Genomic DNA, 22,030 nt, shown 5'->3' on the forward strand with positions numbered 1-22,030 from the left:
ATGGAGCGCCGCCACCTCCTCGCCGGGATCGCGAGCGCCGGCGTGTTGGGCGCGGGCGGCGTCGTCGCGACGGGGAACGTCCCGGCCGCGCTCGGCGGGTCGTCCGCGGAGCCCGTGGAGCCGATAACGCTCGACACGATCGAGGCCCCCGGCAGCCGAGACGGAGAGGTGACGATCCCCGCCCCCGACCGACCGACATTCATCGACTTCTTCGGGACGTACTGTGACCCCTGTTGGGACCAGATGCCGGCGCTCGCCGAAGCGAACGATCGGACCGGCGACAGCGTGCTGTTCGTCTCGGTGACGACCGAGGACATCGGCGGCTTAGTCTCGGAGTCTCGAGTCGTCGAGATGTGGGAAGAGACCGGCGGCGACTGGCTTGCCGCGGCGGATCGATCCGCCGAGCTCGCGGCCAAGCTGGATGTCGGCGGCTATCCGACCGCGGTCGTCCTCGATTCGACCGGCCGGATCCGCTGGTCCGACTCCGGCGTCCACACCGCCGACACGCTCGTCGAGCGGATCGAGAGCGTGCTCGACCGATGACGCGAGGCTACGGTCGATGACCCGGAACCTCCTCCGATGACCGGGACGGCACTCGCGACCGACCTCTCCTTCGCGGTCGCCTCCGGCGTGGCGACGTTCTTCTCGCCGTGCGCGTACCCGCTTCTCCCCGGCTACGTCGGATTCTACGTGAACCAGACCGACGGGGAGGAGGTCTCCATCGCAGGCGCGGGAACCCGCGGGATCGCGGCCGGGGTCGGCGTGTTGGCGACCTTCGCCGTCCTCGCGGGCGCGACCGTCCGAATCGGGCACTCGACGCTCTCGAACATCACCGTCTTCGAGTCGCTCGTCGGCGGGCTGCTCGTCGTCTTCGGGCTGCTCGTCGTCGCCGGGCGGACGCCGTCGATATCGGTCCCGCTCCCCAAGCGCCGCGCGAGCGTCTTCGGGTTCGGGGTCTTCGGCGCGGGGTACGCGCTGGCGGGTGCGGGCTGTGTCGCGCCGATCTTCCTCGCCGTGGTCGCCCGCGCGATCGCGCTCCCGACCGAGGCCGCGCTGGTGCTCCTCGGCACCTACGCGGGCGTCGTCGCCGCGCTGATGGTCGCGACCACCGTGGCGACCGGGATGGGGCTGCTCACGAACGCCGGCCGGATCATGGCGCACTCGGGGACGCTGAAGCGCGTCGCCGGCGCGGTGATGGTGCTCGCGGGCGTCGGCCAGCTCTACCTCGCGCTCGTCGTCTACTGATCGGGTCTCTCCCGTACTGATCGGGTCGTCGCACGGATCGCCGTAGCGCGCCCTTTTTGGACGTGCCCCGCCGAGCGGTGGTATGAAAGCTGGCGTCATCGCCGTCCAGGGCGACGTGGCCGAACACGCGGAGGCGGTCCGCCGCGCCGCGACCGCACACGGCGAGTCCGCCGAGGTCGTCGAGGTCCGGGATTCGGGGATCGTTCCCGACTGCGACGTCCTCCTGATGCCGGGCGGGGAGTCGACGACCATCTCGCGGCTGATCCACCGCGAGGGGATCGCGGCGGAGATCCGCGAACACGTCGCGGCCGACAAGCCCGTGCTCGCGACCTGCGCCGGGCTCATCGTGTGCTCGCGGGACGCGAAGGACGACCGGGTCGACGCGCTCGGGCTCGTCGACGTCTCCGTCGACCGCAACGCGTTCGGCAGACAGAAGGACTCCTTCGAGGCGAAGGTCCCCGTCGAGGGGCTCTCGGAGCCGTTTCACGCGGTCTTCATCCGCGCGCCCGCCATCGACGAGGTCGGCGAGGGCGTCGAGACGCTCGCGACGGTCGACGGCCGGCCGGTCGCGGTACGCGACGGTCCCGTACTCGCCACCTCCTTCCACCCCGAACTCACCGCGGACTCCCGGATCCACGATCTCGCCTTCTTCCCCGACAGCGAGGTGGAGGCGTGAGCGACGACGGGGCGGAACCCGAGGGCGCGGACGCTCCCGACGGAGCCACCGCCGACGACGCGGTCCTCGACGAGCTGTTCGCGACGATCGAATCGCGCAAGCGAGAGCTTCCCGACGGCTCCTACACCGCCTCGCTTTTCACCCACGAGAAGGGCGAGAACGCGGTGTTGGAGAAGATCGGCGAGGAGTCGACGGAGGCGATCCTGGCGGCGAAAGACGACGATCTCGATGAGCTCACCTACGAGAGCGCCGACTTAGTCTACCACCTATTGGTGTTGCTCTCGATGAAGGACCTCGACCTCGAGGACCTCCGTGGAGAGCTTCGCGACCGGTTCTAGCACGTCGGGCAGGGAGTCATCGAAGGAGCCTCACCACCAGAACCGGTTCGCTTAGTACAGGTGAAGAAGCGGGAGATTCGCGGTGTGGTGGCGCGCCCGGGAGCGGGCCGGAGGCCCGCGACCGGAACGCGAGGGAGTTGCGAGCGCGAACGCGCGAGCAACGAGGTTGGGGAGGCGTGAGGTGCGGGGCGGTAGCGGTCGGGTGGGACTCAAAGGGGCAGTCGTGAGGACGAAGCACGGCGCAGCAAGGACCGAAAGGAGTGAGCGGAGCGAACGACTGAGGACCGCAGCAAGCCGCGCGAGTTCTCACGACTGGGGCTTTGGAGACGTTCTCCGCACCAGCAACGACACCGTTCTCATCACCTTGTTCTCTCACGAAACATCCGTTTTATAAGCACGGCCGTTCTGCTAGGTGATTCGGATAGAGACGGAGGAAAACGACACGTCGTGAACCGTTCCATGACGCCCTCGGGACTGTAGCCGAGGGGGTCGTCTGACTACCGCTCGGCGCAGTACTCCACGAAGTTCCGCAGGATCCGGAGCCCCGTCTCCCCGCTCTTTTCGGGGTGGAACTGCGTGCCGAAGACGTTGCCCGCCTCGTTGGCGACGACCGCCGGGAAGTCGACGCCGTAGTCGGCGGTCGCGACGACGGCGTCCGGATCGTCGGGCTCGGCGTAGTAGGAGTGAACGAAGTAGGCGTACTCGCCGTCGACGGACCAGCCCGTGGGTCCGTCTGCCTGCGGGGTCTCCGACCCCGCCCTGTTCACGCCCGTGACGATCGGGTGGTCGCGCTCGACCGACAGCTCGTTCCAGCCCATGTGCGGCACCTTGCGGTCGACGTCGAACCGGACGTTGGTTCCGGGGACCAGATCGAGGCCGGTCACCTCGCCTTCGCCCTCGTGGTCGGCCTCCTCGCTCGAGGTGAGGAGCATCTGCATCCCGAGGCAGATCCCGAAGAGCGGCCGGCCGGCCGCGGCGTGGTCGGTCAGCGCCTCCCGCAGCGGGCCGGCGTTCTCCATTCCCTCGCGGAACGCGCCGACGCCGGGGAGGACGACGCCGTCGGCGGCGGCGAACGCCTCGGGATCGTCGGTGATCTCGACCGACGCGCCCGCGCGCTCCAGTCCGCGGGTGGCCGAGCGCAGGTTCCCGAGGCCGTAGTCGACGAGGACGACGTCCGCCAGCGTCTCCGCGGGCGGTTCGAAGGTGCTCATACCTCCCCTCGGAGCGGCACGGAAAAGTCGGTTTCCCTTGGGGCAGCCGCCTTCGGCCGTCAGCGCGAGGACCGAACCCGAATCGCCGGGAGCCGCCCGGTCACTTCAGCGCCGCCTCGGCCATCCGCTGCGGGAAGCCGAGAAGCAACGCCACGATCCCCTGGGCCTCGTCGCCGTCGCGGAGCGCGGAGCGGATCCGTTGAGAGAAGATCTCCACGGAGATGATCAACACGAGGATGACGAGGATCGTCGCCATCATGTTGGTGAACGCGAACAGGCCCTGCTGGACGGAGAGCACGTTCCCGAGCCCGCCGCCGCCGATGATACCGAGCGAGACGGCGATCCGGACGTTGATCTCGAAGATGTACAGCGTCCACGCGATGAACGGCGTGGTCACCTGCGAGAGCATGCCGAAGGTGATCGTCTGCGGCTTGTTCGCGCCGGTCGTCTCCATCGCCTCGATCGGGCCGTCCTCGATCTCCTCGAGCTCGTCCGTGAACAGCCGACCGAGGTTCCCGATCGTGTCGGTGGCGATCGCGAGGGTCGCGGTGACCGGCCCGATCCCGCCGAGCGGGATGTAGATGAGCCCCCACACGAGCGCCGGGATGGCGCGGATGGAGGACATGATCCCGCGGAAGATGAAGTTGAACGGGAAGGGGGTGACGCGACCGGAGCCTAAGATCCCGAACAGCAGCGCGAGCGGGAACCCCATCACGGTGCCGGCGAACCCCATCGCGAGCGTGATCCCCGCCTCGCCGAGCAGCGGAACGTCGCCGCCGAGGCCGCCCCAGATCAGGTTCCGCTCCTGGATGAACGCCCAGTACGCGAGGAACCCGCTCGGGTCGATGAAGGGGAACGAGGGCGCGAGGAACGGGAAGAAGTCGCGTAAGGCGTTGAGGAAGTTCGGGAGGTAGTCCGGGATGTTCGCCTCGAAGAAGCCGACGGAGATCAGCGCGTAGTAGAAGACGCCGGCGAGAGCGATGACCCCGGCGATCAGGACGAGTGCGCGGACCCGCCGCGCGAGGACGATCTCCTCGTAACGGTCGCGGACGCGGTCGCTGTAGCTCACTGGCCCGTCCCCCCGTCGGTGGCTCGTGTGGTCGACGCGTCGTCGGACCCGCCCGTCGACGGATCGGGACCGTCGGCCGCCTCGCCCTCGGGCGCGAACATGCCCTCCGTGTCGATGTCGCCGTAGATCCGGTCTATCACGTCCATGTCGAACTCGTCGCGGTAGCCGTCGAACACCTTCTCGCCCTCGCGCAGGCCGATGAACCGCTCGCCGAACTTCCGCGCGAGGTTCACCTGGTGGAGGCTGATGACCGCCGAGAGGTCGCGCTCGCGAGCGGCGGTCCGGAGGTATCCCATCACCTGCTGTGAGGAGCCCGGATCGAGGCTCGCGACCGGCTCGTCCGCGAGCAGGATCGTCGGGTCCTGAACCAGCGCCCGGGCGATCCCGACGCGCTGTTGTTGGCCGCCGGACATGCGCTGTGCGCTCTGTTGGGCCTGATCGAGCAGTCCGACCGTCTCGAGGGCGTCGAGCGCCTGCAGCTTGTCCGCCTCGCCCTGCCGCTGGAGAAGCGAGTCGAGGAACGTGTTCCTGTTGAGCGACCCGGTGAGCGCGTTGGAGTACGCGCTCATCTGGTCGATGATGTTGTGCTGTTGGAAGATCATCGCGACGTCGTCGCGGGGACTCGTGACCGGCGTCTCGTCGATCCGTATCTCGCCCTCGGTCGGCGTTTCGAGGGCGTTCATACACCGCAGCAGGGTGGATTTTCCCGATCCGGAGACGCCGAGCACGATGGCGAACTCGCCCTGCGGGATCTCGAAGGAGACGTCGTCGAGCGCGACCGTCTCGCCGAACCGCTTCGTGAGTCCGTCGACTGTGATGCGACTCATGAGAAGTGTAGTGACGGGGAACCGTTACGCGAGGTCCTCGAACTCGAGTCCGAGCTCGTCGAGCACGTTCGCGATCATCTCGTAGTCCTCCAGGGAACCCTCCTGGACGCCGGTGAACCAGAGCGGCTCGCCGTCGTAGTCCTCGCCGTGGCTGAGGTCGTCCTCGGAGACGTTCAGGATCGCCTCCTCGATCTCGCCTTTGACGGAGTTCTCCCAGTTGGATCGCGTCACGAGCGGAGCGCGCGGGATGGGGTCGGAGACGGCGAGCAGCTGGAGTTCGGTTCCGGACTCCTCGATCTGGTCGCCGGCCCCCTCGTACTCCGACGAGATGTCGACGAAGTCCTGAGACATCTCCTCGAACTGTTCCTGCGGGACGTACGGCGCGGAGGAGAACGCGCCGGTCGTCGCCGCCATCACGTCGTCCCGCTGGACCATCTGCTCGCGGGCGGTCGTGTGGTCGGAGTACTCCGCGTCGAAGTCCTCCGCGTCGCCGTCCGGCGCGCTCCCGATGTCGAGGCCCGCGTCCTGGAGGACCGTGAGCGGGACGAGCGTCCCCGACACCGAGAGGATGTCGCCCATGTAGATCAGTTCGCCCTCGATGTCGGTCAGCGACTCGATGCCGCTGTCGGGCGTCGTCGTGACCGTCGAGAAGTACTGGGCCGCACCGTAGGCGATCCGGAGGCCGACGATGTCCAGGATGTCCTCGCCCGCGATGACCGCCGACGGCGAGATGTCGGCGATCTCGCCCTGGTCGTTGCGCATCGCCTGGAGGGTCGCGGTGTAGCTCTCCGCGCGGTCCGGTTCGATCTCGACGTCGACCTCGGACTCGAGGTACTCGAACATCGGCTGGTACTGCCGTTCGATCTCGACGTCCGCCTCCGCCGGGTTCAGGATGAACTGCGCCGTGGGCGTGGAGTCGGTGTCGCCCGCCGTTCCCCCCTCGGAACCGTCGTCGCCGGAGCCGTCGTCGCCGGAGCCGTCGTCGCCGGAGCCGCCGCCGCCGGTACACCCGGCGAGGCCGACGACGCCGGTCGCCCCTGCCGTTTTGACAAACGTCCGCCGATTCGCCGACCACCTGTTGTCGGACATACACCTACGCATCCGGACGACGGGACTAATCGTTTTCTATGTTCACTAGGGAGCGATTCCCTGAAAACGGTACTCACGCCAGGGAGGTTCGGAGATCGAACGGATCGAGCGGACGTTTCGGAGTGAACGGACCGTCGGCACCGTTCGAACTGTCCGGGCTTTCGAATCCTTCGAACTGTCCGGACCGTCCGGATCGCCCGAACCGTCTCGACCGAGATCCGTCTCAGAACTCGCCGAGGCGCGACTGACCGCCGGAGCCGCCGTTCCCGCCCGCGGCGACTCCGCTCAGCTCGCCCGAGCGGGCGATCGTCTCGAGAAAGCCCTCGCGCTGGCTCCGGTCGTACAGCGTCGCCGCCGGGTGGACCGAGAGCAACACGCGCCGGGACTCCCCGCCGATCCGGGCGTCGACCACGTCGCCGGCCTCGGCGGTGATCCGCACCGAGCGACCGAGGAGGTGCTCGCTCGGGACCTTCCCCAGGGTGACGATCAGTTTCGGGTCGAGCCCGGCGATCTCCGCCTCGAGGTGGCCGTGGCAGTTGGCCAGCTCCTCGATCGTCGGGTCGCGGTTATCGGGGGGACGACACCGCACGCAGTTCGTGATTCGAACGTCGGCGCGTGCGAACCCCGCGTCCCGAAGCGCCTCGTCGAGCACGTCGCCCGACCGGCCCACGAACGGCTCGCCCTCCTCGTCCTCGGTGGCTCCGGGACCTTCGCCGACGAACAGCAGGTCGGCGTCCGTCGGCCCGACGCCCTCGACGATCCGGCTCCGCGACTCGACCAGCGCCGGACACCGCCGACAGGTTCCCACGCGCAGGTCGGAATCGAGCGCGCCGTTCCCGACCGCGCCGTCATCCGCTCCGTCCTCGCTCATGTCACCGACTGCGGGGGCCGGAGACATAAGTCCGGACGATCGACGGAGCACCGCCGGTGACGACCGGTCGAGCCCGCGATCACTCCGCTCTCTCCGCGCCGTCCATCTCCGCACTCCCCGCTCTCTTTGCGCCGTCCACCATCTCCGTGCTCTCCACCATCTCCGTGCTCTCCACCATCTCCGTGCCCTCCACCATCTCCGCTGCCTTCGCTCTCTCCCCGTCCTCCGTGACGACGACAGCCCGGAGGTCGTTCACGTTCGTTCCCGTCGGGCCGGTCCGAAGAAGGGCGTCGGCCTCGGCCAGGATCGGGGCCACGTCGTGGCGGTCGAGCGCGTCCCGCGCGGTCGAGGAATTGAGCGTCGTCGCGTCGACGATCCCGCCCGCGGCGTCGCTCGCCCCGTCGATCCCGTCGGTGTCGACGCTCGCGACGACGACGCCCTCGCGATCGAGTTCGATCCCCGCGCTCGCGACGAACTCGGCGTTCGGCCCGCCGGATCCGGGGTCGGCGTCGTTGCCGTCATCGTCGCCGGATCCCCCGTCGTCGGTCGCGCCGCCGGAGAGCGTCACGGTCGTCTCGCCGCCCGTGAGCAACGCCGCGGGCGGGGAGACCGGCACCCCGTCCGCGGCGCACGTCTCGGCGAGCGCGACGTGCTCCCGGCCCGCGTCGCGCGCCTCGCCCGCGACGTCGTCGGCGACGACGACCCCCTCGTACCCTCGGTCGACGGCGGCGGTCGCGGCGGCGTCGAGCGCGGTCCGCGCGTTGCCGATAACGAACGTCCGGGCGCGCTCGAACGCGGGGTCGTCGGGCCCCGGCGTCTCGGGACGCTCCCCGGCGGCCCCCGCGTGGAGGTGCTCTCGGACGGCGACGGGGAGGTCGAGCCCGTACCGCTCGACCGTCGAGAGCGCGTCGGCGTAGGTCGACGGGTCCGGGACGGTCGGGCCGCTGCCGATCACGGCGAGGTCGTCGCCGACCACGTCGCTCACGGCGAGCGTGACGACCGTCGCGGGTGCCGCCGTCCGGGCGAGCAGCCCGCCCTTGACCGCCGAGCAGTGTTTCCTGACCGCGTTGATCTCGTCGATCGACGCGCCGCAGGCGAGCAGGGCGTCGGTGACCACGCGTAAGTCGTCGACGCCGATCGGGTCGGCCGGGGCGGCGAGGAGCGCGCTCGCGCCGCCCGTGACGACCGCGATCACGAGGTCGTCCGGGCCGGCGGCCGCCGCGGCGTCGACGACCCGCCGGGCGTTCTCGACGCCGCGCTCGGTCGGGAGCGGGTGGTCGCCGGCGAGGACCGCGAACGGACGGTCCGCTCCCGGTCCGTCCGGCCCCTCCGACTTCCTCGATCTCCCCGACGCCTCCGATCCTTCCGGCTCGTCGGTGATCACCGATCCGCCGGCGAACCGGTCGCCGAGGGGGCCGACCAGCCGGTCGGCGACCGCCGCCGCCGTCCCGTCGGCCGCCTTCCCGGCCCCGACGATCCGAACCGTCTCGTACGCGCCGAGGTCGTACTCGCCCGTCTCCCCGTCGACCGCCTCGATCCGGAGGGTTCCCTCCGAGACCGCGACCGCCTCGGCGACGACGTTCGCCGGGAGCGCCGCCTCGATCCCCGCGGCGAGACAGTCGAGTGCGACGCCGTGTTCGGGGGTGTCGACGATCCGCTCGCGGTCGCGGAAGGTGATGCCGCTCATGGCGGGGCGGTGGGCCGCGGGGGACAAATAGCCGGCCCCTCGACCCGATACGTTATGTGTGAACAGCCCAACAGGGAGTAGATGCAACTCACGCGATACGCGCGCCCCGGAGCGACGGCCGCCGACTCGTCCCGAACCGATCCCGGCTCGTCCCGAACCGACGACGTCGGGTGATGCTCGTCATGGGATCCGACGCGTCGGATGGCGAGGGGGTCGACGGTGGGGCGGCCGCCCGCGAGGAGATCGGCCGCGAGACGGCCGTCCGCCGGGCGCTCGGCGGGGGCGTCGTCGGCGCGGCGTGGGTCGCCGGGCTGTTCGCGGCCGCGCCGCTCGTCGGCGGGTTCGGGGTCGAACCCGTCGCGGAGGCGATCATCGCGATCTCGCCCGGCTGGCTCTCGACGCTCGCGATCGATCTCCTCGGGTTCTACGCGACGCCGACGCTCGTGGCCGCCGTGGTCGTCGGCGTCGTCGTCGCGGCCGCGGCCTGCGGGGTTCTCGTTCCATCCGCGATCGAGCGGACGGGAAGCCACTCGATCGGGGAGACGCTCCGGTCGCGGACGGGCACCGCGGTCGCGGCGGTCGTCGTCGCCGCGACCCTCCCGCTGTTTCTCGCCGTCGGCGCGGGGCCCTCCCTCGCGCTCGTCGTCGGCGTGGCCGTCGCCGTCGCGCCGCCCGCGCTCGTCGCCCGCCGGCTTCCGGGCACCGACCGGCTGCGGGGTCGCCGAGGGTTCCTCCGGCGCGTCGGCGGCCTCGCGGTCGCGGGGAGCCTCCCGCTCGCCGGGCTCCGGTTCCTGTTCGGTCGCCTCGGGGGTCCGGAGGAGAGCGAGCGGGTCGGCGAGCCGCTCGAGCGGTCGGTCTCGCCGCCGAGCGGGGACCCCGACTTCGACTTCGGCGGGATGCCGCCCGCGGTCACCCCGCCGGCGGACCACTACGTCGTCGACGTCAACGTGAACCCGCCGGTGGTCGACCCCGAGGCGTGGAGCCTGGACGTCGACGGCGCGGTCGCGGAGCCGTACTCGCTCGCGTACGACGACCTGGTGGGCCACGAGGAGCGTCTCGAGCAGACGACGACGATGGTGTGTATCTCCAACGAGGTCGGCGGCGACCTGATCGGCACGGCCCACTGGACCGGAGTCCAGCTGTCCGACCTCGTCGCGGCCGCGGGACCGGCGGAGGGCGCGGTCGACGTGGTCACGCACGCCACCGACGGCTACAGCGAGGCGATCCCGATGGAGATCGTCGAGCGCGACGACGTCCTGATCGTCTACGGGATGGGCGATCGGACCCTGGAGACCGAACACGGGTTCCCGGCCAGACTGCTCGTCCCCGGCCGGTACGGCATGAAGATGACGAAGTGGATCGAGCGGATCGAGGTCTCCGGCGTCGACCACGAGGCGTACTGGGAGGAGCGCGGCTGGGACGAGGAGGCGGTCGCCAACACGATGTCGTACGTGCGGGCCGGCGTCCGCGAGGGCGACCGGGTCGTCGTCGGCGGGGTCGCCTTCGGCGGGCTGGAGACCGGCCTCGAGGAGCTGGCGGGCGTCGAGGTCAGCGTCGACGGCGGGGAGACGTGGAACGAGGGGGAGCTGGAGCCGCAGGTCGCCCCGCACGCGTGGCGGCGCTGGCGGTACGCGTTCGACGCGCCCGACCGGACCGCGTTCGACGTCGTCGTCCGCGCGGTCCGACGCGACGGGACGGTCCAGACCGAGGAGCGGACGGGACCGCGGCCGGGCGGGTCGACCGGGTGGCACCGGGAGACCCTCGAGGTCGCGCCGAACTCAGGGGGGTAACGGGGCGTCGGGAACCGCCTCCCGGTGGGCGCTCGCCGCGATCGACGCGACCCGGAGCGGCTCGGGACGGCGGAACCCGTCGCGGACGAGCGACCGAACGATCGCGGCGGCGCGGTCGTCCGCGAGGCCGACCGCGCGAACGAAGAGCGGGCCCGCCGGGTTCGACTCCCCGAGCGCGACCCGCCGCCGGGGCGGTAGCGACCGGTAGACGGCCAGTCGCTCGGCGAGGTCGTCGCCGTCGAACGCCTCGCGGAGCGCGGGTTCGAGGCCGGGGCTCGCCTCGTAGCTCACCGCGGCGACGGGGCGGTCGAGCTCCTCGCGGATCCGGCGCAGGTCGAGGAGGTTGAACCACGCGGGCGCGATCCCGGCGACGCAGACGTGGCGAACGTCCGCTCGGTCGAGGTCGACAGCGAGGTCGACGACCGCGTCGGTGGCGTCGGTGCCGCCGACGGTACACGCGCCGTAGGCCAACCCGTCGAAGGTGCCGTCGGCTCTGAGGACCGCGCCGGCGACCCGGCTCACGCGGTCCCCGTCGGAGAAGGCGATGCCGAGCGTTCGGCTCGGCGGCTCACTCACGAGTTCGGGGTCCCCTCACGATACGTCACGTCCCCTCGGATTTGATCTCCTGAAGCCGGTCGAGCAGTTCGTCGTTCGACGCGCCGGGCTCGTACTCGACGGATCCGTCGTGGGTTTCCTGGGCCGCTCGGACGCCGTCGTCGTCGTCGAAGTCCGCATCCAGGTCCTGGTTCTCCTGTTCGGATTCGTCGTAGCTTCCGAAGCCCATGTGTACCCGAAAGTAGTGGACCGTAGCGTATAAATCCCGTGGCAGATCAGTAGTTCGGTGGTTTCGTCGGCGGCTCGCGACCGCGCCGCCGTCACACACGTTTTTGTCCGGCGGGACGGCTAGTGCGTACATGGAGCCGATCACCGTCACCGCCGACGCCGAGGCGTTCACGTGTAACGCGTACCTGGTTCCCGGCGAGGCGACCACCCTCGTCGATGCCGGAACGATGCCGGGGGTCGCTGACGTCGTCGCCGAGCACGTCGATGACTTGGACCGGGTCGTCCTCACCCACCAACACCACGACCACGTCGGCGAGCTCGACGCGGTCCTCGACCGGTTCGAGCCCCGGCTGCTGGCGGCCGCCGACCACCCGCGCCGGGACGTGGCGATCCGCGACGGCGACGAGGTGCTCGTCGGCAGCGAACCGTGTACGGTCGTGGAGACGCCCGGCCACGCCGACGACCACGTCTCGCTCGTGGGCGAGGAACGCGTCTACACCGGCGACGTCGTCGTCTACAACGACGGCGCGTTCGACGACGGCTCCTTCGGCCGGACCGACATGGCGGGGCAGTCGCGGGAGCGCCTGATCGAGAGCCTCCACGACCTCCTCGAGCGCCTCCCCGACACGGTCGAGGCGATGTACCCCGGCCACGGCGACGTCTACCGGGCCAGCGAAGGGGACGACACCGTCCGAGAGGTGATCGAGCGCGCGACCGAGCGGGCCGAGCGCCGGGAGCCGAAGTATCCCGAGGAGTGAACCGGCGGGCTCTTCCCGGCACCCTTCGTCGCGCCGTGCGGTTCCCCGGCGACATGCGTTCTTAAGTGTCACACGGCCGAACCGGGAGGCATGGACCTGTCGACGGCCGTCACGGCCACCGTTTCGACCCTCCGACGGCGACCGGCGGACCTCCTCCCGTTCTACTTCCTCGGGACCGCCGTCCCCGTGATCGCCCGCACCGTGCTCCTCGTCGCGCTCGCGGGCGCGTACCTCCACGCCGAACTCACCGGGCGGCTCGACGCCGTCGGCGACGCGCTCGCGGGAACCGACCTGACGCCACCGGACGCGGAGGACCCGGAGGCGGTCCAGCGGTGGACCGAGGCGATAGCGCCCGCCCTCGAGCCGCTCGTCTCGCCGACGGCGGTCGCGCTCGTCACCGCCGGGAGCGCCGCCGCCGCCCTCCTCGCAGTCCTGACGTACTCGGCCGTCTCCGCGGGCCAGATGAGTGCCGTGATCGCCCGGTTGCGTGGAGAGCGGGGGTTGACCGCGGGCATCGCCGGCGTCCGCGGTCGCTGGCTCACGTTCCTCGGCCTCTACGTCGCGGAGACGCTGTTGTGGCTCGGCGTGATCCTGCTCGCGGGCGTCGTCGTGGGCGTCGCGTCGATCGCCGGGGGGCCGCTGGTCGGCGCGCTCGTCGGGCTCGTCGCGTTCGTCGTCGGGGGGATCGGGTTGCTCCTCGTGCGGATCGTCTTCGCGTTCGCCCCCGCGGCGATCGTCGTCGACGACGCGGGCGTGATCGAGGCGGTCGAGGGGGCGGGCGGGTTCGTCCGCGCGAACCCGGTCGACGCCATCGCCTACCTCGTCGTCGCCGTCGGCGTCCTCGTCGCGATCTCCTCGGCCGCGTCCGCGCTGGCGTTCCTCGGCGGCGGCGCGCTCGTCGCGCTCGCCAGCGCGGTCGTCGCCGCGCCGGCCCTGGATCTCCTCAAGACCGTCCTCTACGGCGACCACCGGGGCTCGGTCGATCCCGTCGATCCGCCGGAGGCGAGCGTCCGCGCGCAGTTCACCGGCGGCGTCCGTCGCGGCGTGGCCGAGACGCTCGCGTTCGCCCGGCGGACGCCCGGCACGCACCTCCTCGTCGCCGCCGTCGGCGTCGGGGGCGGGATCGCGGGTTGGACGCTGGTCGAGCCGTTCGTCGGGATCGTTCCCACCTCGATCGAGGCGCGGCTCGAGGGACACCTCCCGCCGGCCGCGGCCGTCGGGTTCTTCGGGAACAACTGGACGGTGACGATCGCCACGGCGTTCGGTGGCGTCGCGCTCGTCCTCCCCGCGCTCTCGTCGGTCGCGTTCAACGGGGTCGCCCTCGGCGCGATCGCCGCGCTGGAGGAGAACCTGCCGGCGCTCGTCGCGTTCGTGATCCCGCACGGGTTCCTCGAGATCCCGGCGATCGTCGTCTCGGGCGCGCTCGGGGTCCGGCTGGGCGTCGTTGCCTGGCGTACGTTCCGGGGACGGCTGAGCCGCGTCGGGTTCGCCGACGCGGTCGAGAACGCGTTCTGGGTGGCCGCCGGGATCGGCGTCTTCCTCGCGGTCGCCGCCCTCATCGAGGGCTTCTTCAGCCCGTACTACTGGCGGCCGTTCCTCTGAGAGCGACGACGACTCCCCGTCGACTCTGACCGCCTCGTTTCCGACCACCTCGTTTCCGACCACCTCGTTCTCGGCCGCCCACACGTTCAAGTCGATCCGGTCCGAATCCTGACCCGTATGACCCGACGCGATCCCCTCCGCGAGATCGAGGAACTGTTCGAGCGCATGGACCGCGAACTCGAGAAGATCGGCTCGGGCCTCGACCTGCCCACCGACTCGAGCGTCGCCGTCGACGTGATCGACGGCGACGAGACGGTGACCGTGATCGCCGATCTGCCGGGGTTCGCCGAGGAGGAGATCAGCGTGGAACTCAGAGACGAGACGCTCACCGTCGGGGCGACGCCGAGCGGCGAGGGCGACGCGGCCGGCGAGGACGCGAGCGGCGTGAGCGACACGGACGACGCGGGCGACGAGGAACGCTACCGTCTCCGCGAGCGGCGTCGAGGATCGGTCTCCCGGCGGATCCCGTTACCGGCGGCGGTCGAGCCGGACGCGGCGAGCGCGACGTACGACGCCGGCGTGCTGACGGTCACCCTGCCGAAGCGGTCCGCCGCCGACGAGAGCGGGCACCGGATCGACGTCAACTGATCGCGGGACTCCGGCCGGTTTCGACCGGGACCGACGCGTAGCGCGGCGTCAGTTAGCAACCGTCCATCTCTATTTAATACCCTAGCGAACCTTCGTACGGGTGAACAGTCATGAACAGATCGAACCCCTTCGAGGAGATAGAGCAGTTCTTCGGACGAAGCCCCTTCGGCGAGGGGTTGACGGGCGGTCGCGGCCTCCGGACCGCCGACGTCGACGTGGCCGAGTACGACGACGAGATCGTCGTGATGGCGGACCTGCCCGGATACGACCGGGAGGACATCGACGTCCGCGTCGACGACGATCGGCTCGTGATCCGCGCCGAGCGCGACGCGGAGCGCGAGACGGGCGACGGGGACGGCGGGCACCGGTACCTCCGTCGCGAGCGGCGTCACGAGTCGGTGACCCGGACGATCGACCTCCCGGCCGGCGTGGAAGCGGAGGGCGCGGAGGCGACGTACCGGAACGGCGTCCTCACCGTCACCCTGCCCAGCAGGCGGGACGACCACGCGGACGGCCGTCGGATCGACATCGAATAACGCACCCGTCCGCGAACGAGGAGTGGTGCGGACCGGTATCCGGACCTCGCCGAACGATTCGCCGATCGCTCAGTACAGGTGAAGAAGCGGGAGATTCGCGGTGTGGTGGCGCGCCCGGGAGCGGGCCGGAGGCCCGCGACCGGAACGCGAGGGAGTTGCGAGCGCGAACGCGCGAGCAACGAGGTTGGGGAGGCGTGAGGTGCGGGGCGGTAGCGGTCGGGTGGGACTCAAAGGGGCAGTCGTGAGGACGAAGCACGGCGCAGCAAGGACCGAAAGGAGTGAGCGGAGCGAACGACTGAGGACCGCAGCAAGCCGCGCGAGTTCTCACGACTGGGGCTTTGGAGACGTTCTCCGCACCAGCAACGACACCGTTCTCATCACCTTGTTCTCTCACGAAACATCCGTTTTATAAGCACTCGAGATAGAACGGCCGTTTCAGAGATGAGATCCTGAAGAGAAGCGTGGTGACCGAGCAGCTTCGTCGAGATCCGGCGATCTCCGACCCGACGACCGTCGGTTTGATGACGAGCCGAGCGAATCCTCCGACCACGCGTCCCCATGCGAGTGTTCAGATCGCCCGAGAGTCGCCGACGGACGATCCTCGTCGGCGTCGGCCTGCTCGTCGCCGTCGTCGGTCTCTACGTGCTCGTGCGCGAGTACGCCCCGTTCCTCACCGACAGCGCCGAACTGCGGGCGTTCATCGCGGGGTACGGGCCGCTCGCGCCGCTCGTCTTCATCGCGATCCAGGCCGCGCAGGTGGTCGTGGCACCCATTCCCGGACAGGTGATCGGGTTCGCTGGCGGCTACCTGTTCGGCGCGCTCCTCGGGACCGTCTACAGCCTGACCGGCGTCGTGGTCGGGAGCTCGCTCGCGTTCTGGCTGTCGCGTCGGTACGGTCGTCCGTTCGTCGAGGCGGTCGTCCGGACGGACGCCATGGAGCGTTTCGACGCGTTCGTCGCCGAGGCCGGACTGCCGAGCATGTTCGTCGCGTTCCTGATCCCCGGACTCCCCGACGACCTGCTCTGTTTCGCGGGCGGACTGACGGACATCAGGCTCCGGAGGCTCGTCGTCGTCATGGTCGTCGGTCGAACGCCGGCGTACGTCGTCGTCACCCTGTCGGGGTCGAGTCTCGCGGACGGCGACCTCCGGCTGTCGCTCGTCCTGCTCGCGGTGCTCGTCGGGTCCGCGGTCGTGGGCTACCGCCGCCGCGAACGGATCCTGTCCGCGCTCGAGCGACTCGGGTGAGCCAGAGGCCGGCCCGCCAGGTTTTACCGCGCCGGGGGTGCTACGTGGGGTATGCCAAAGTACTCGACGGGCGGCGGAGGCGGCGACGACGACGGCGGCGCCTGCGAGCTCTGCGGACGCGAGACGGCGAACCTCCAGCGGGCGAACGTCGCGGGCGCGCGCCTGCTCGTCTGTTCGAACTGCCGCCCGCACGACGACTCGCGGCGAGGGTCGGGCGGAGGCGGCGGGGGATCCGGAGGTGGCGGCGGGGGATCCGGAGGTGGCGGCGGACGCGGCGGAAGCGGCACCGGCGGCTCCGGCAGCGCCGGCGGCGCGGACGGAAGTGACGGCCCGCGCAGCCGCAAACAGGAGATCGCCAACAAGCAGGCGAAGATGTACGACGCCGCCACCGGCGACTCCTCCCACTGGGAGGAGGAGGGGACGAACTACGAGGAGGACCGGCTCCCGTACCTCGTCTCGGGGTACGGCGACGTGACGACCGAGGCGCGTCGGGAGGCGGGCCTCACCGTCGAGGAGCTGGCCGCGGAGCTCGGGATCGACGAGGACGACCTGCTGGCGATCGAGGACGGGCGGGCGGCGACCGCCGGCGTCGGCGGCTCCGTCGTTCGCGCGGTCGCGGAGCGTCTCGACGTGACCCTCGTCGACGAATGACGCCCGCCGACGGGCGAATGGAGGGACGAATGAACGCGAGCGTCGAACGAAGATGAGCGACGAATGAACGCGATCAAGGACAGCGTCCACGGCCACGTCCGGCTGGACCCGGTCGCGACCGAGCTGATCGACACGCCGGCGTTCCAGCGGCTGCGCCACATCAAACAGCTGTCCACGGTGCGGCTCGTCTACCCCTCCGCGAACCACACCCGCTTCGAGCACAGCCTCGGCGTCTACCACCTCGCCCGACGGGCGCTCGACGGACTCGATCTGGACCCCGACACCGCCGCGCACGTCCGGGCGGCCGCGCTGCTCCACGACGCCGGACACGGCCCGTACGGCCACCAGACCGAGGGGATCATCCGGCGGCGGACGGGCCGCGACCACGACGACGTCGAGTGGCTCCTGACCGACCCCGACCGGGAGGTCACCCGCGTCCTCGAGCGCAACGGCCTCGACCCGAAGCGGGTGGCGGGGCTGATCGCGGGCGAGGGCGGCGTGGGCGCGCTCGTCTCGGGGGAGCTGGACGTCGACCGCATGGACTACCTCGTGCGCGACGCCCACCACACGGGCGTCCCCTACGGCACCGTCGACACCGGGCGGCTGGTGAACGAACTCCGGCTCGTCGGGGACGGGAGCGGACGGGACGGCGGAGGAAACGGACGGGACGGCGGAGGAAACGGACGGGACGGCGGAGGAAACGGACCGGACGGCGGGGGGAGCGACACCGACCCCGCGAGCGCCGACCTCGTGCTCGCCGAGGGGAACGTCGCCACCGCCGAGAGCCTGCTTTTAGCCCGCTCTCTGATGAACGCCGTCGTCTACCGCCACCACGTCTCCCGCGTCGCCGGCGCGATGCTCGAGCGGGCCTGCGAGCGCTATCTGGACCGGACGGGGACGGGCGTCGAGACCTTCCGGCGGATGGCCGACCACGACCTGCTCGTCGCCCTCCGCGAGCACGTTCCGGACCTCGGCCGGCGGATCGAGCGGCGCGACCTGTACAAGCGGGCGGTTTGGGCCGGGCTCGGCGAGGTTCCGGCGGGCACCGTCGACGCCGATCACGGGGCGGCGCTCGCGGCCGAACGCGAGATCGCCGAGCGGGCCGGCGTTGCCCCCGAAAGCGTCGTGGTCGACGTCCCGTCGCGACCGGGGCTCAAGGAGTCCGGCTCCGCCGTCGTCGTCGACGGGATCACCCAGCGGCTGTCGGACGCCTCGGAGCTCGTCGCCGGGATCCGGGCGGCCGAACGCAGCCGCTGGCGGCTCGGCGTGTACTGTCCCGCCGGGCACGTCGACGCGGTCCGCGAGGCCGCCCGCGACGTGTTGGGTCTCCGGATCCCCAGGTGACCGGAGATCGACCGGTTCCGCTCGCGACGCTCACTCGGGCGTCGGCTTCGGGACCGCGAACACGGGGAGGTCACTCGAGAGTATCACGTCTTGAGTGACGCTTCCGAAGACGGCCTTCCCGCTCGGCCGGCGCTTCCGGCCGGAGACGCAGATCGCGTCGGCGTCGACGTCGGCGGCGGCGTCGACGATCTCGGGGCCGGGATCCCCGCTCGCCTCGTGGTGGGCGACGGCGACGCCCGCCGCCTCGAGCGCCTCGCGGGCGCGCCTGACCGCCGCGAGCTGGTTGACCGACGCACCCTCGGGGTTGTCGGTGAACACGTGACAGAGGTGTGCGGTCAGCCCCGCTTCCGCGCCGGGGAGGTCCGCGACCGCGCGCGCCTGGGCGGTCGCTCGCGCCTCGTCGTCGTCGATGGCGATGAGCACGTCGTACATATCGAACGGTCGATCGGGTGGGATAATAAACGGTGGCACCCTCGGGACGAGACGCGCCACCGGACGGGCGCATCCGGACGCCCGCGTTTTTAACCGATCCCGACGAAGGGTCCGCATGACCACGGTCAAGGACACCGTCCACGACCACATCGAGATCGACGGCGTCGCCGCCGCCCTCCTCGACACGCCCGCCGTCCAGCGGCTGCGTCACGTCAAACAGCTCGGCACCGTCCAACTCGTCTACCCCTCCGCGAACCACACCCGCTTCGAGCACAGCCTCGGCGTCTACCACCTCGCCCGACAGGCGCTCGACGGCCTCGGGATCGAGGGGCGGCAGGCCGACCGGATCGAGGCGGCCGCGATGCTCCACGACGTCGGCCACGGCCCGTTCAGCCACAACCTCGAGTCGCTCACCCACCGCCGGACCGGGAAGTACCACGACGACGTCGCGGAGCTGCTCGAGGGCGGCGAGGTGGGGGAGGTCCTCCGCGAGCACGACCTCGACCCCGCTCGGGTGGCCGGCGTCGTCGCCGGCGAGGGCAAGTACGCCGGGCTCGTCTCGGGGGAGCTGGACGTCGACCGCATGGACTACCTCGTGCGCGACGCCTACCACACGGGCGTCCCCTACGGCACCATCGACACCGAGCGGTTCGTCCGGGAGCTCACCTTCGTCGAGGGGATCGGCGGCGACGCCGAGCGCGCGAGCGACGCCGACCGCGCCGACGGCGCGGGCTCGCCCGCGCTCGTCCTCGACGAGGGGAACGTCCAGACGGCGGAGAGCCTGCTTCTCGCGCGGGCGCTGATGAACCCGGTCGTGTACACCCACCACGTCGCGCGGATCTCGAAGGCGACGTTGCGCCGGGCGGCCGCGGGGCTGCTCGACGCGACGGCGACGACCGCGGCCGAGCTCCGTCGGATGGACGACCACGACTTCCTGGCGGCGATCCGCGGCTGTTCGGCGACCGCGGAGCTCTCGCGGCGGTACGACGAGCGCGACCTCTACAAGCGGGCGGTGTGGGCGGAGCACGGCGACGTCCCCGAGCGCGTCCACGACGCCGACCACGCGACGGAGCTGGCCCTCGAACGGGAGATCGCCGAGGAGGCCGACGTCGCCCGCGAGGACGTGATACTCGACGTTCCCCCGGAGCCGTCGATGCGCGAGTCGACCGCACGCGTGACGGTCAACGGGGAGGTGCGGCGGCTGGAACGGCAGTCGCCGCTCGTCTCCGCGTTGCGGGTCGCCCAGCGGAACCAGTGGCGGCTCGGCGTCTACGCGCCCGACTCGGCGACCGATCGGGTCGGACGGGCGGCCGCCGAGGTGCTCGGGCTCGACCCCGACGCGCTCGTGATCGAGGTGCGGAAGGCTATCTCGACGACGCTCGACGAGTTCTGAAGCGGCGTCGCGGCGGGACGGGTCGCCCCGCCGACCGCCGATCCGTCTCGGCACGTTTTATGTCCGTGACGGAGACGCCGGCGTATGGAGATCGAAGGGACCGTCCTCCGCGGCCCCGACTTCGAGCCCGTCGAGGGGCGCGTCGTCGTCGAGGGAGCGGAGATCGTCGACGTCGAGGAGCGGACGACCGAGAGCGACGCCGTGATCCTCCCGGCGTTCGTGAACGCGCACACCCACATCGGCGATTCCATCGCCAAGGAGGCCGGTGCGGGGCTCTCGCTCGACGAGCTCGTCGCCCCGCCGAACGGACTGAAACACCGCCTGCTGCGGTCCGCGAGCCACGAGGAGAAGGTGGCGGCGATGGCGCGGACGCTCCGGTACATGGAGTCGACGGGCACCGGAACCTTCCTCGAGTTCCGCGAGGGCGGCGTCGACGGGGTCCGCGCGCTTCGGGACGCGCTCGCCGGCGACGGCGTCGAGTTCGCGGAGCGGGACCTCGAGGCGGTGGTCCTCGGTCGCGACGACTCCGAGGTGCTCTCGGTCGCCGACGGCTACGGGGCGTCCGGCGCGCGCGACGACGACTTCGACTCGGTGCGGACCGCGACCCGCGAGGCGGGCAAGCTGTTCGGGATCCACGCGGGCGAGCGCGACGCCGACGACGTCAACGCCGCGATGGACCTCGACCCGGACTTCCTCGTCCACATGGTCCACGCCGAACCGATCCACCTCGACCGGCTCGTCGACCGGGGGACGCCCGTCGTCGTCTGCCCGCGGTCGAACCTCGTGACGAACGTCGGCGTGCCGCCGATCCGCGAACTCGCGGAGCGGACGACCGTCGCGCTCGGCACCGACAACGTGATGTTGGACTCGCCGTCGATGTTCCGCGAGATGGAGTTCGCGGCGAAGCTGTCGGACCTCCCCGCCCGCGAGGTGCTCCGGATGGCGACGCTGAACGGGGCGAGGATAGCGGGGCTCGACCGCGGCGCCATCGAGCCGGGTCGGCGGGCCGACCTGCTCGTGCTCGACGGCGACTCCGACAACCTCGCGGGGGCACGGGACCTCGTCCGGGCGGTCGTGCACCGCGCCGGGAGCGCCGACGTCTCGCGGGTCGTGCTCGGCGGCGAGACGGTCCGTCGGGCGTGACGTCGGCGTCTCCCGGTTGGGTCACGGAGCGGAGAGCGCGCCCGGAGAGAAATCGTTTAGTCGCTGTATCCACCCGGTGGGTTCATGCACGCGATCACCCAGTCGGGGTGGGTCGAGGTCATCTCCGGCTCGATGTTCTCGGGAAAGACCGAGGAGCTCCTCCGTCGGCTGCGGCGCGCGGAGATCGCCGGCCAGTCGGTCGCCGTCTACAAGCCCGCCGTCGACGACCGCTACGGCGAGACCACGATCGGCACCCACAACGGCCGGCAGTGGGACGCGACCGTGGTCGACAACGAGGGGGACGGGCCGCTCGGGATACTGGATCGTCCCGCCGCCGAGGTCGTCGCGATCGACGAGGCCAACTTCTTCTCGGACGCGCTCCTCGAGGTCTGTAACGCGCTCGCCGACCGCGGTTCGCGGGTGATCGTCTCGGGCACGGACCAGACGTTCCGTGGCGAGCCCTTCGAGCCGCTGCCGCAACTCATGGCGACCGCCGAGTACGTCGACAAGCTCCGGGCGATCTGTACGGTGTGTGGCGAGCCCGCGACTCGGAACCAGCGGCTCATCGAGGGCGAGCCGGCCCACACGGCCGACCCGACCATCCTCGTCGGCGCGGAGGAGTCCTACGAGGCGCGGTGTCGCGACTGCCACGTGCTCCGGACCGGCGATCGGAACGAACGGGCGGGTCAGAAGGCGCGACCGGCAGCCGAGGCCGACCGCGCGGGCGACGCGGACGGCGACTGAGCCGGTTC

At 71.0% G+C, this 22,030-nt stretch carries 24 protein-coding genes; 15 read left to right on the forward strand and 9 right to left on the reverse strand.

The features are described 5' to 3' along the window. From NO889_RS11945 to hisE, 4 genes are all read left to right on the forward strand, one after another. Entirely contained in the window at positions 1 to 543 is a 543-nt protein-coding gene (locus NO889_RS11945; RefSeq protein WP_256412474.1) for a TlpA family protein disulfide reductase, read from the forward strand. A gap of 36 nt (positions 544 to 579) precedes the next feature. After that, positions 580 to 1,245, forward strand: coding sequence for a cytochrome c biogenesis protein CcdA (locus NO889_RS11950; protein WP_256412475.1), 666 nt, complete (start codon positions 580 to 582; stop codon positions 1,243 to 1,245). 82 nt (positions 1,246 to 1,327) lie between these two features. Next, entirely contained in the window at positions 1,328 to 1,921 is a 594-nt protein-coding gene (pdxT, locus tag NO889_RS11955; protein ID WP_256412476.1) for a pyridoxal 5'-phosphate synthase glutaminase subunit PdxT, read from the forward strand. Next, positions 1,918 to 2,259: a phosphoribosyl-ATP diphosphatase gene (hisE, locus tag NO889_RS11960; protein ID WP_321169286.1), complete on the forward strand. Its 342-nt coding sequence runs from the start codon at positions 1,918 to 1,920 to the stop codon at positions 2,257 to 2,259. Before pdxT ends, hisE begins: the two co-directional genes overlap by 4 nt. A gap of 497 nt (positions 2,260 to 2,756) precedes the next feature. Here the strand turns inward: hisE and hisH are convergent, their stop codons facing one another. From hisH to NO889_RS11990, 6 genes are all read right to left on the reverse strand, one after another. Beyond that, complete coding sequence (gene hisH / locus NO889_RS11965; protein ID WP_256412477.1) at positions 2,757 to 3,470, reverse strand: imidazole glycerol phosphate synthase subunit HisH; 714 nt, start codon at positions 3,468 to 3,470, stop codon at positions 2,757 to 2,759. Positions 3,471 to 3,570: 100 nt separating this feature from the next. Further along, positions 3,571 to 4,539 carry a phosphonate ABC transporter, permease protein PhnE gene (gene phnE, locus NO889_RS11970; RefSeq protein ID WP_256412478.1) on the reverse strand — a complete coding sequence of 323 codons (969 nt, stop codon included), beginning with the start codon at positions 4,537 to 4,539 and terminating at the stop codon, positions 3,571 to 3,573. After that, positions 4,536 to 5,366 (reverse strand): phosphonate ABC transporter ATP-binding protein, encoded by an 831-nt coding sequence (locus NO889_RS11975; protein ID WP_256412479.1) that lies wholly within the window; start codon positions 5,364 to 5,366, stop codon positions 4,536 to 4,538. Before NO889_RS11975 ends, phnE begins: the two co-directional genes overlap by 4 nt. A gap of 24 nt (positions 5,367 to 5,390) precedes the next feature. Beyond that, positions 5,391 to 6,455: a PhnD/SsuA/transferrin family substrate-binding protein gene (locus NO889_RS11980; RefSeq protein WP_256412480.1), complete on the reverse strand. Its 1,065-nt coding sequence runs from the start codon at positions 6,453 to 6,455 to the stop codon at positions 5,391 to 5,393. 223 nt (positions 6,456 to 6,678) lie between these two features. Further along, complete coding sequence (locus NO889_RS11985) at positions 6,679 to 7,326, reverse strand: uracil-DNA glycosylase (RefSeq protein ID WP_256412481.1); 648 nt, start codon at positions 7,324 to 7,326, stop codon at positions 6,679 to 6,681. Positions 7,327 to 7,405: 79 nt separating this feature from the next. Beyond that, positions 7,406 to 9,013 carry a glycerate kinase type-2 family protein gene (locus NO889_RS11990; RefSeq protein WP_256412482.1) on the reverse strand — a complete coding sequence of 536 codons (1,608 nt, stop codon included), beginning with the start codon at positions 9,011 to 9,013 and terminating at the stop codon, positions 7,406 to 7,408. 182 nt (positions 9,014 to 9,195) lie between these two features. Here NO889_RS11990 and NO889_RS11995 point away from each other — a divergent pair, with 182 nt between their 5' ends. Further along, a complete protein-coding gene (locus NO889_RS11995) occupies positions 9,196 to 10,803 on the forward strand; it encodes a molybdopterin-dependent oxidoreductase (protein WP_256412483.1) in 1,608 nt (535 codons plus the stop codon). Here NO889_RS11995 and NO889_RS12000 read toward each other — a convergent pair. Both NO889_RS12000 and NO889_RS12005 read right to left on the reverse strand, forming a co-directional pair. Next, a complete protein-coding gene (locus NO889_RS12000; protein WP_256412484.1) occupies positions 10,792 to 11,379 on the reverse strand; it encodes an endonuclease dU in 588 nt (195 codons plus the stop codon). The genes NO889_RS11995 and NO889_RS12000 overlap by 12 nt on opposite strands. Positions 11,380 to 11,404: 25 nt before the next feature. Further along, positions 11,405 to 11,587, reverse strand: coding sequence for a DUF5786 family protein (locus NO889_RS12005; RefSeq protein ID WP_066411739.1), 183 nt, complete (start codon positions 11,585 to 11,587; stop codon positions 11,405 to 11,407). A gap of 130 nt (positions 11,588 to 11,717) precedes the next feature. On the opposite strand from NO889_RS12005, the gene NO889_RS12010 reads away from it, so the two are divergent. From NO889_RS12010 to NO889_RS12040, 7 genes are all read left to right on the forward strand, one after another. Further along, positions 11,718 to 12,344, forward strand: coding sequence for an MBL fold metallo-hydrolase (locus NO889_RS12010; RefSeq protein WP_256412485.1), 627 nt, complete (start codon positions 11,718 to 11,720; stop codon positions 12,342 to 12,344). Between the two features lie 90 nt (positions 12,345 to 12,434). Further along, positions 12,435 to 13,946: a stage II sporulation protein M gene (locus tag NO889_RS12015; RefSeq protein WP_256412486.1), complete on the forward strand. Its 1,512-nt coding sequence runs from the start codon at positions 12,435 to 12,437 to the stop codon at positions 13,944 to 13,946. 117 nt (positions 13,947 to 14,063) lie between these two features. Continuing rightward, entirely contained in the window at positions 14,064 to 14,534 is a 471-nt protein-coding gene (locus tag NO889_RS12020; RefSeq protein ID WP_256412487.1) for an Hsp20/alpha crystallin family protein, read from the forward strand. Between the two features lie 110 nt (positions 14,535 to 14,644). Continuing rightward, positions 14,645 to 15,070 carry an Hsp20/alpha crystallin family protein gene (locus tag NO889_RS12025; RefSeq protein ID WP_256412488.1) on the forward strand — a complete coding sequence of 142 codons (426 nt, stop codon included), beginning with the start codon at positions 14,645 to 14,647 and terminating at the stop codon, positions 15,068 to 15,070. 558 nt (positions 15,071 to 15,628) lie between these two features. After that, positions 15,629 to 16,315 carry a TVP38/TMEM64 family protein gene (locus NO889_RS12030; RefSeq protein WP_256412489.1) on the forward strand — a complete coding sequence of 229 codons (687 nt, stop codon included), beginning with the start codon at positions 15,629 to 15,631 and terminating at the stop codon, positions 16,313 to 16,315. Positions 16,316 to 16,366: 51 nt separating this feature from the next. After that, positions 16,367 to 16,966 (forward strand): helix-turn-helix domain-containing protein, encoded by a 600-nt coding sequence (locus NO889_RS12035; RefSeq protein ID WP_256412490.1) that lies wholly within the window; start codon positions 16,367 to 16,369, stop codon positions 16,964 to 16,966. A gap of 63 nt (positions 16,967 to 17,029) precedes the next feature. Then, positions 17,030 to 18,310 carry an HD domain-containing protein gene (locus NO889_RS12040; RefSeq protein ID WP_256412491.1) on the forward strand — a complete coding sequence of 427 codons (1,281 nt, stop codon included), beginning with the start codon at positions 17,030 to 17,032 and terminating at the stop codon, positions 18,308 to 18,310. A gap of 30 nt (positions 18,311 to 18,340) precedes the next feature. Here the strand turns inward: NO889_RS12040 and NO889_RS12045 are convergent, their stop codons facing one another. Continuing rightward, entirely contained in the window at positions 18,341 to 18,742 is a 402-nt protein-coding gene (locus NO889_RS12045) for a universal stress protein (protein ID WP_256412492.1), read from the reverse strand. Positions 18,743 to 18,857: 115 nt separating this feature from the next. Between NO889_RS12045 and NO889_RS12050 the strand changes: the two genes are divergently transcribed. The 3 genes from NO889_RS12050 to NO889_RS12060 all read left to right on the forward strand — a co-directional run bounded on the left by NO889_RS12050 (position 18,858) and on the right by NO889_RS12060 (position 22,022). Then, entirely contained in the window at positions 18,858 to 20,135 is a 1,278-nt protein-coding gene (locus tag NO889_RS12050) for an HD domain-containing protein (protein WP_256412493.1), read from the forward strand. Between the two features lie 84 nt (positions 20,136 to 20,219). Beyond that, the gene (locus NO889_RS12055) at positions 20,220 to 21,278 is read left to right on the forward strand and encodes an amidohydrolase family protein (RefSeq protein WP_256412494.1); all 1,059 of its coding nucleotides are present in this window, start codon (positions 20,220 to 20,222) and stop codon (positions 21,276 to 21,278) included. An 84-nt stretch (positions 21,279 to 21,362) separates the two neighbouring features. Next, on the forward strand, positions 21,363 to 22,022 hold the full coding sequence (locus tag NO889_RS12060) for a thymidine kinase (RefSeq protein WP_256412495.1): 660 nt from the start codon (positions 21,363 to 21,365) through the stop codon (positions 22,020 to 22,022). Positions 22,023 to 22,030 lie beyond the last annotated feature (8 nt).

Source organism: Halorubrum rubrum (genome assembly GCF_024494685.1).
Taxonomy (GTDB): domain Archaea; phylum Halobacteriota; class Halobacteria; order Halobacteriales; family Haloferacaceae; genus Halorubrum; species Halorubrum rubrum.

Coding starts and splice junctions, on each gene's coding strand:
- NO889_RS11945 (WP_256412474.1), top strand. CDS start 1: ATGGAGCGCCGCCACCTCCTCGCCGGGATCGCGAGCGCCGGCGTGTTG.
- NO889_RS11950 (WP_256412475.1), top strand. CDS start 580: ATGACCGGGACGGCACTCGCGACCGACCTCTCCTTCGCGGTCGCCTCC.
- pdxT (WP_256412476.1), top strand. CDS start 1,328: ATGAAAGCTGGCGTCATCGCCGTCCAGGGCGACGTGGCCGAACACGCG.
- hisH (WP_256412477.1), bottom strand. CDS start 3,470: ATGAGCACCTTCGAACCGCCCGCGGAGACGCTGGCGGACGTCGTCCTC.
- NO889_RS11975 (WP_256412479.1), bottom strand. CDS start 5,366: ATGAGTCGCATCACAGTCGACGGACTCACGAAGCGGTTCGGCGAGACG.
- NO889_RS11980 (WP_256412480.1), bottom strand. CDS start 6,455: ATGTCCGACAACAGGTGGTCGGCGAATCGGCGGACGTTTGTCAAAACG.
- NO889_RS11985 (WP_256412481.1), bottom strand. CDS start 7,326: ATGAGCGAGGACGGAGCGGATGACGGCGCGGTCGGGAACGGCGCGCTC.
- NO889_RS11990 (WP_256412482.1), bottom strand. CDS start 9,013: ATGAGCGGCATCACCTTCCGCGACCGCGAGCGGATCGTCGACACCCCC.
- NO889_RS11995 (WP_256412483.1), top strand. CDS start 9,196: ATGGGATCCGACGCGTCGGATGGCGAGGGGGTCGACGGTGGGGCGGCC.
- NO889_RS12005 (WP_066411739.1), bottom strand. CDS start 11,587: ATGGGCTTCGGAAGCTACGACGAATCCGAACAGGAGAACCAGGACCTG.
- NO889_RS12010 (WP_256412485.1), top strand. CDS start 11,718: ATGGAGCCGATCACCGTCACCGCCGACGCCGAGGCGTTCACGTGTAAC.
- NO889_RS12015 (WP_256412486.1), top strand. CDS start 12,435: ATGGACCTGTCGACGGCCGTCACGGCCACCGTTTCGACCCTCCGACGG.
- NO889_RS12020 (WP_256412487.1), top strand. CDS start 14,064: ATGACCCGACGCGATCCCCTCCGCGAGATCGAGGAACTGTTCGAGCGC.
- NO889_RS12025 (WP_256412488.1), top strand. CDS start 14,645: ATGAACAGATCGAACCCCTTCGAGGAGATAGAGCAGTTCTTCGGACGA.
- NO889_RS12030 (WP_256412489.1), top strand. CDS start 15,629: ATGCGAGTGTTCAGATCGCCCGAGAGTCGCCGACGGACGATCCTCGTC.
- NO889_RS12035 (WP_256412490.1), top strand. CDS start 16,367: ATGCCAAAGTACTCGACGGGCGGCGGAGGCGGCGACGACGACGGCGGC.
- NO889_RS12040 (WP_256412491.1), top strand. CDS start 17,030: ATGAACGCGATCAAGGACAGCGTCCACGGCCACGTCCGGCTGGACCCG.
- NO889_RS12045 (WP_256412492.1), bottom strand. CDS start 18,742: ATGTACGACGTGCTCATCGCCATCGACGACGACGAGGCGCGAGCGACC.
- NO889_RS12050 (WP_256412493.1), top strand. CDS start 18,858: ATGACCACGGTCAAGGACACCGTCCACGACCACATCGAGATCGACGGC.
- NO889_RS12055 (WP_256412494.1), top strand. CDS start 20,220: ATGGAGATCGAAGGGACCGTCCTCCGCGGCCCCGACTTCGAGCCCGTC.
- NO889_RS12060 (WP_256412495.1), top strand. CDS start 21,363: ATGCACGCGATCACCCAGTCGGGGTGGGTCGAGGTCATCTCCGGCTCG.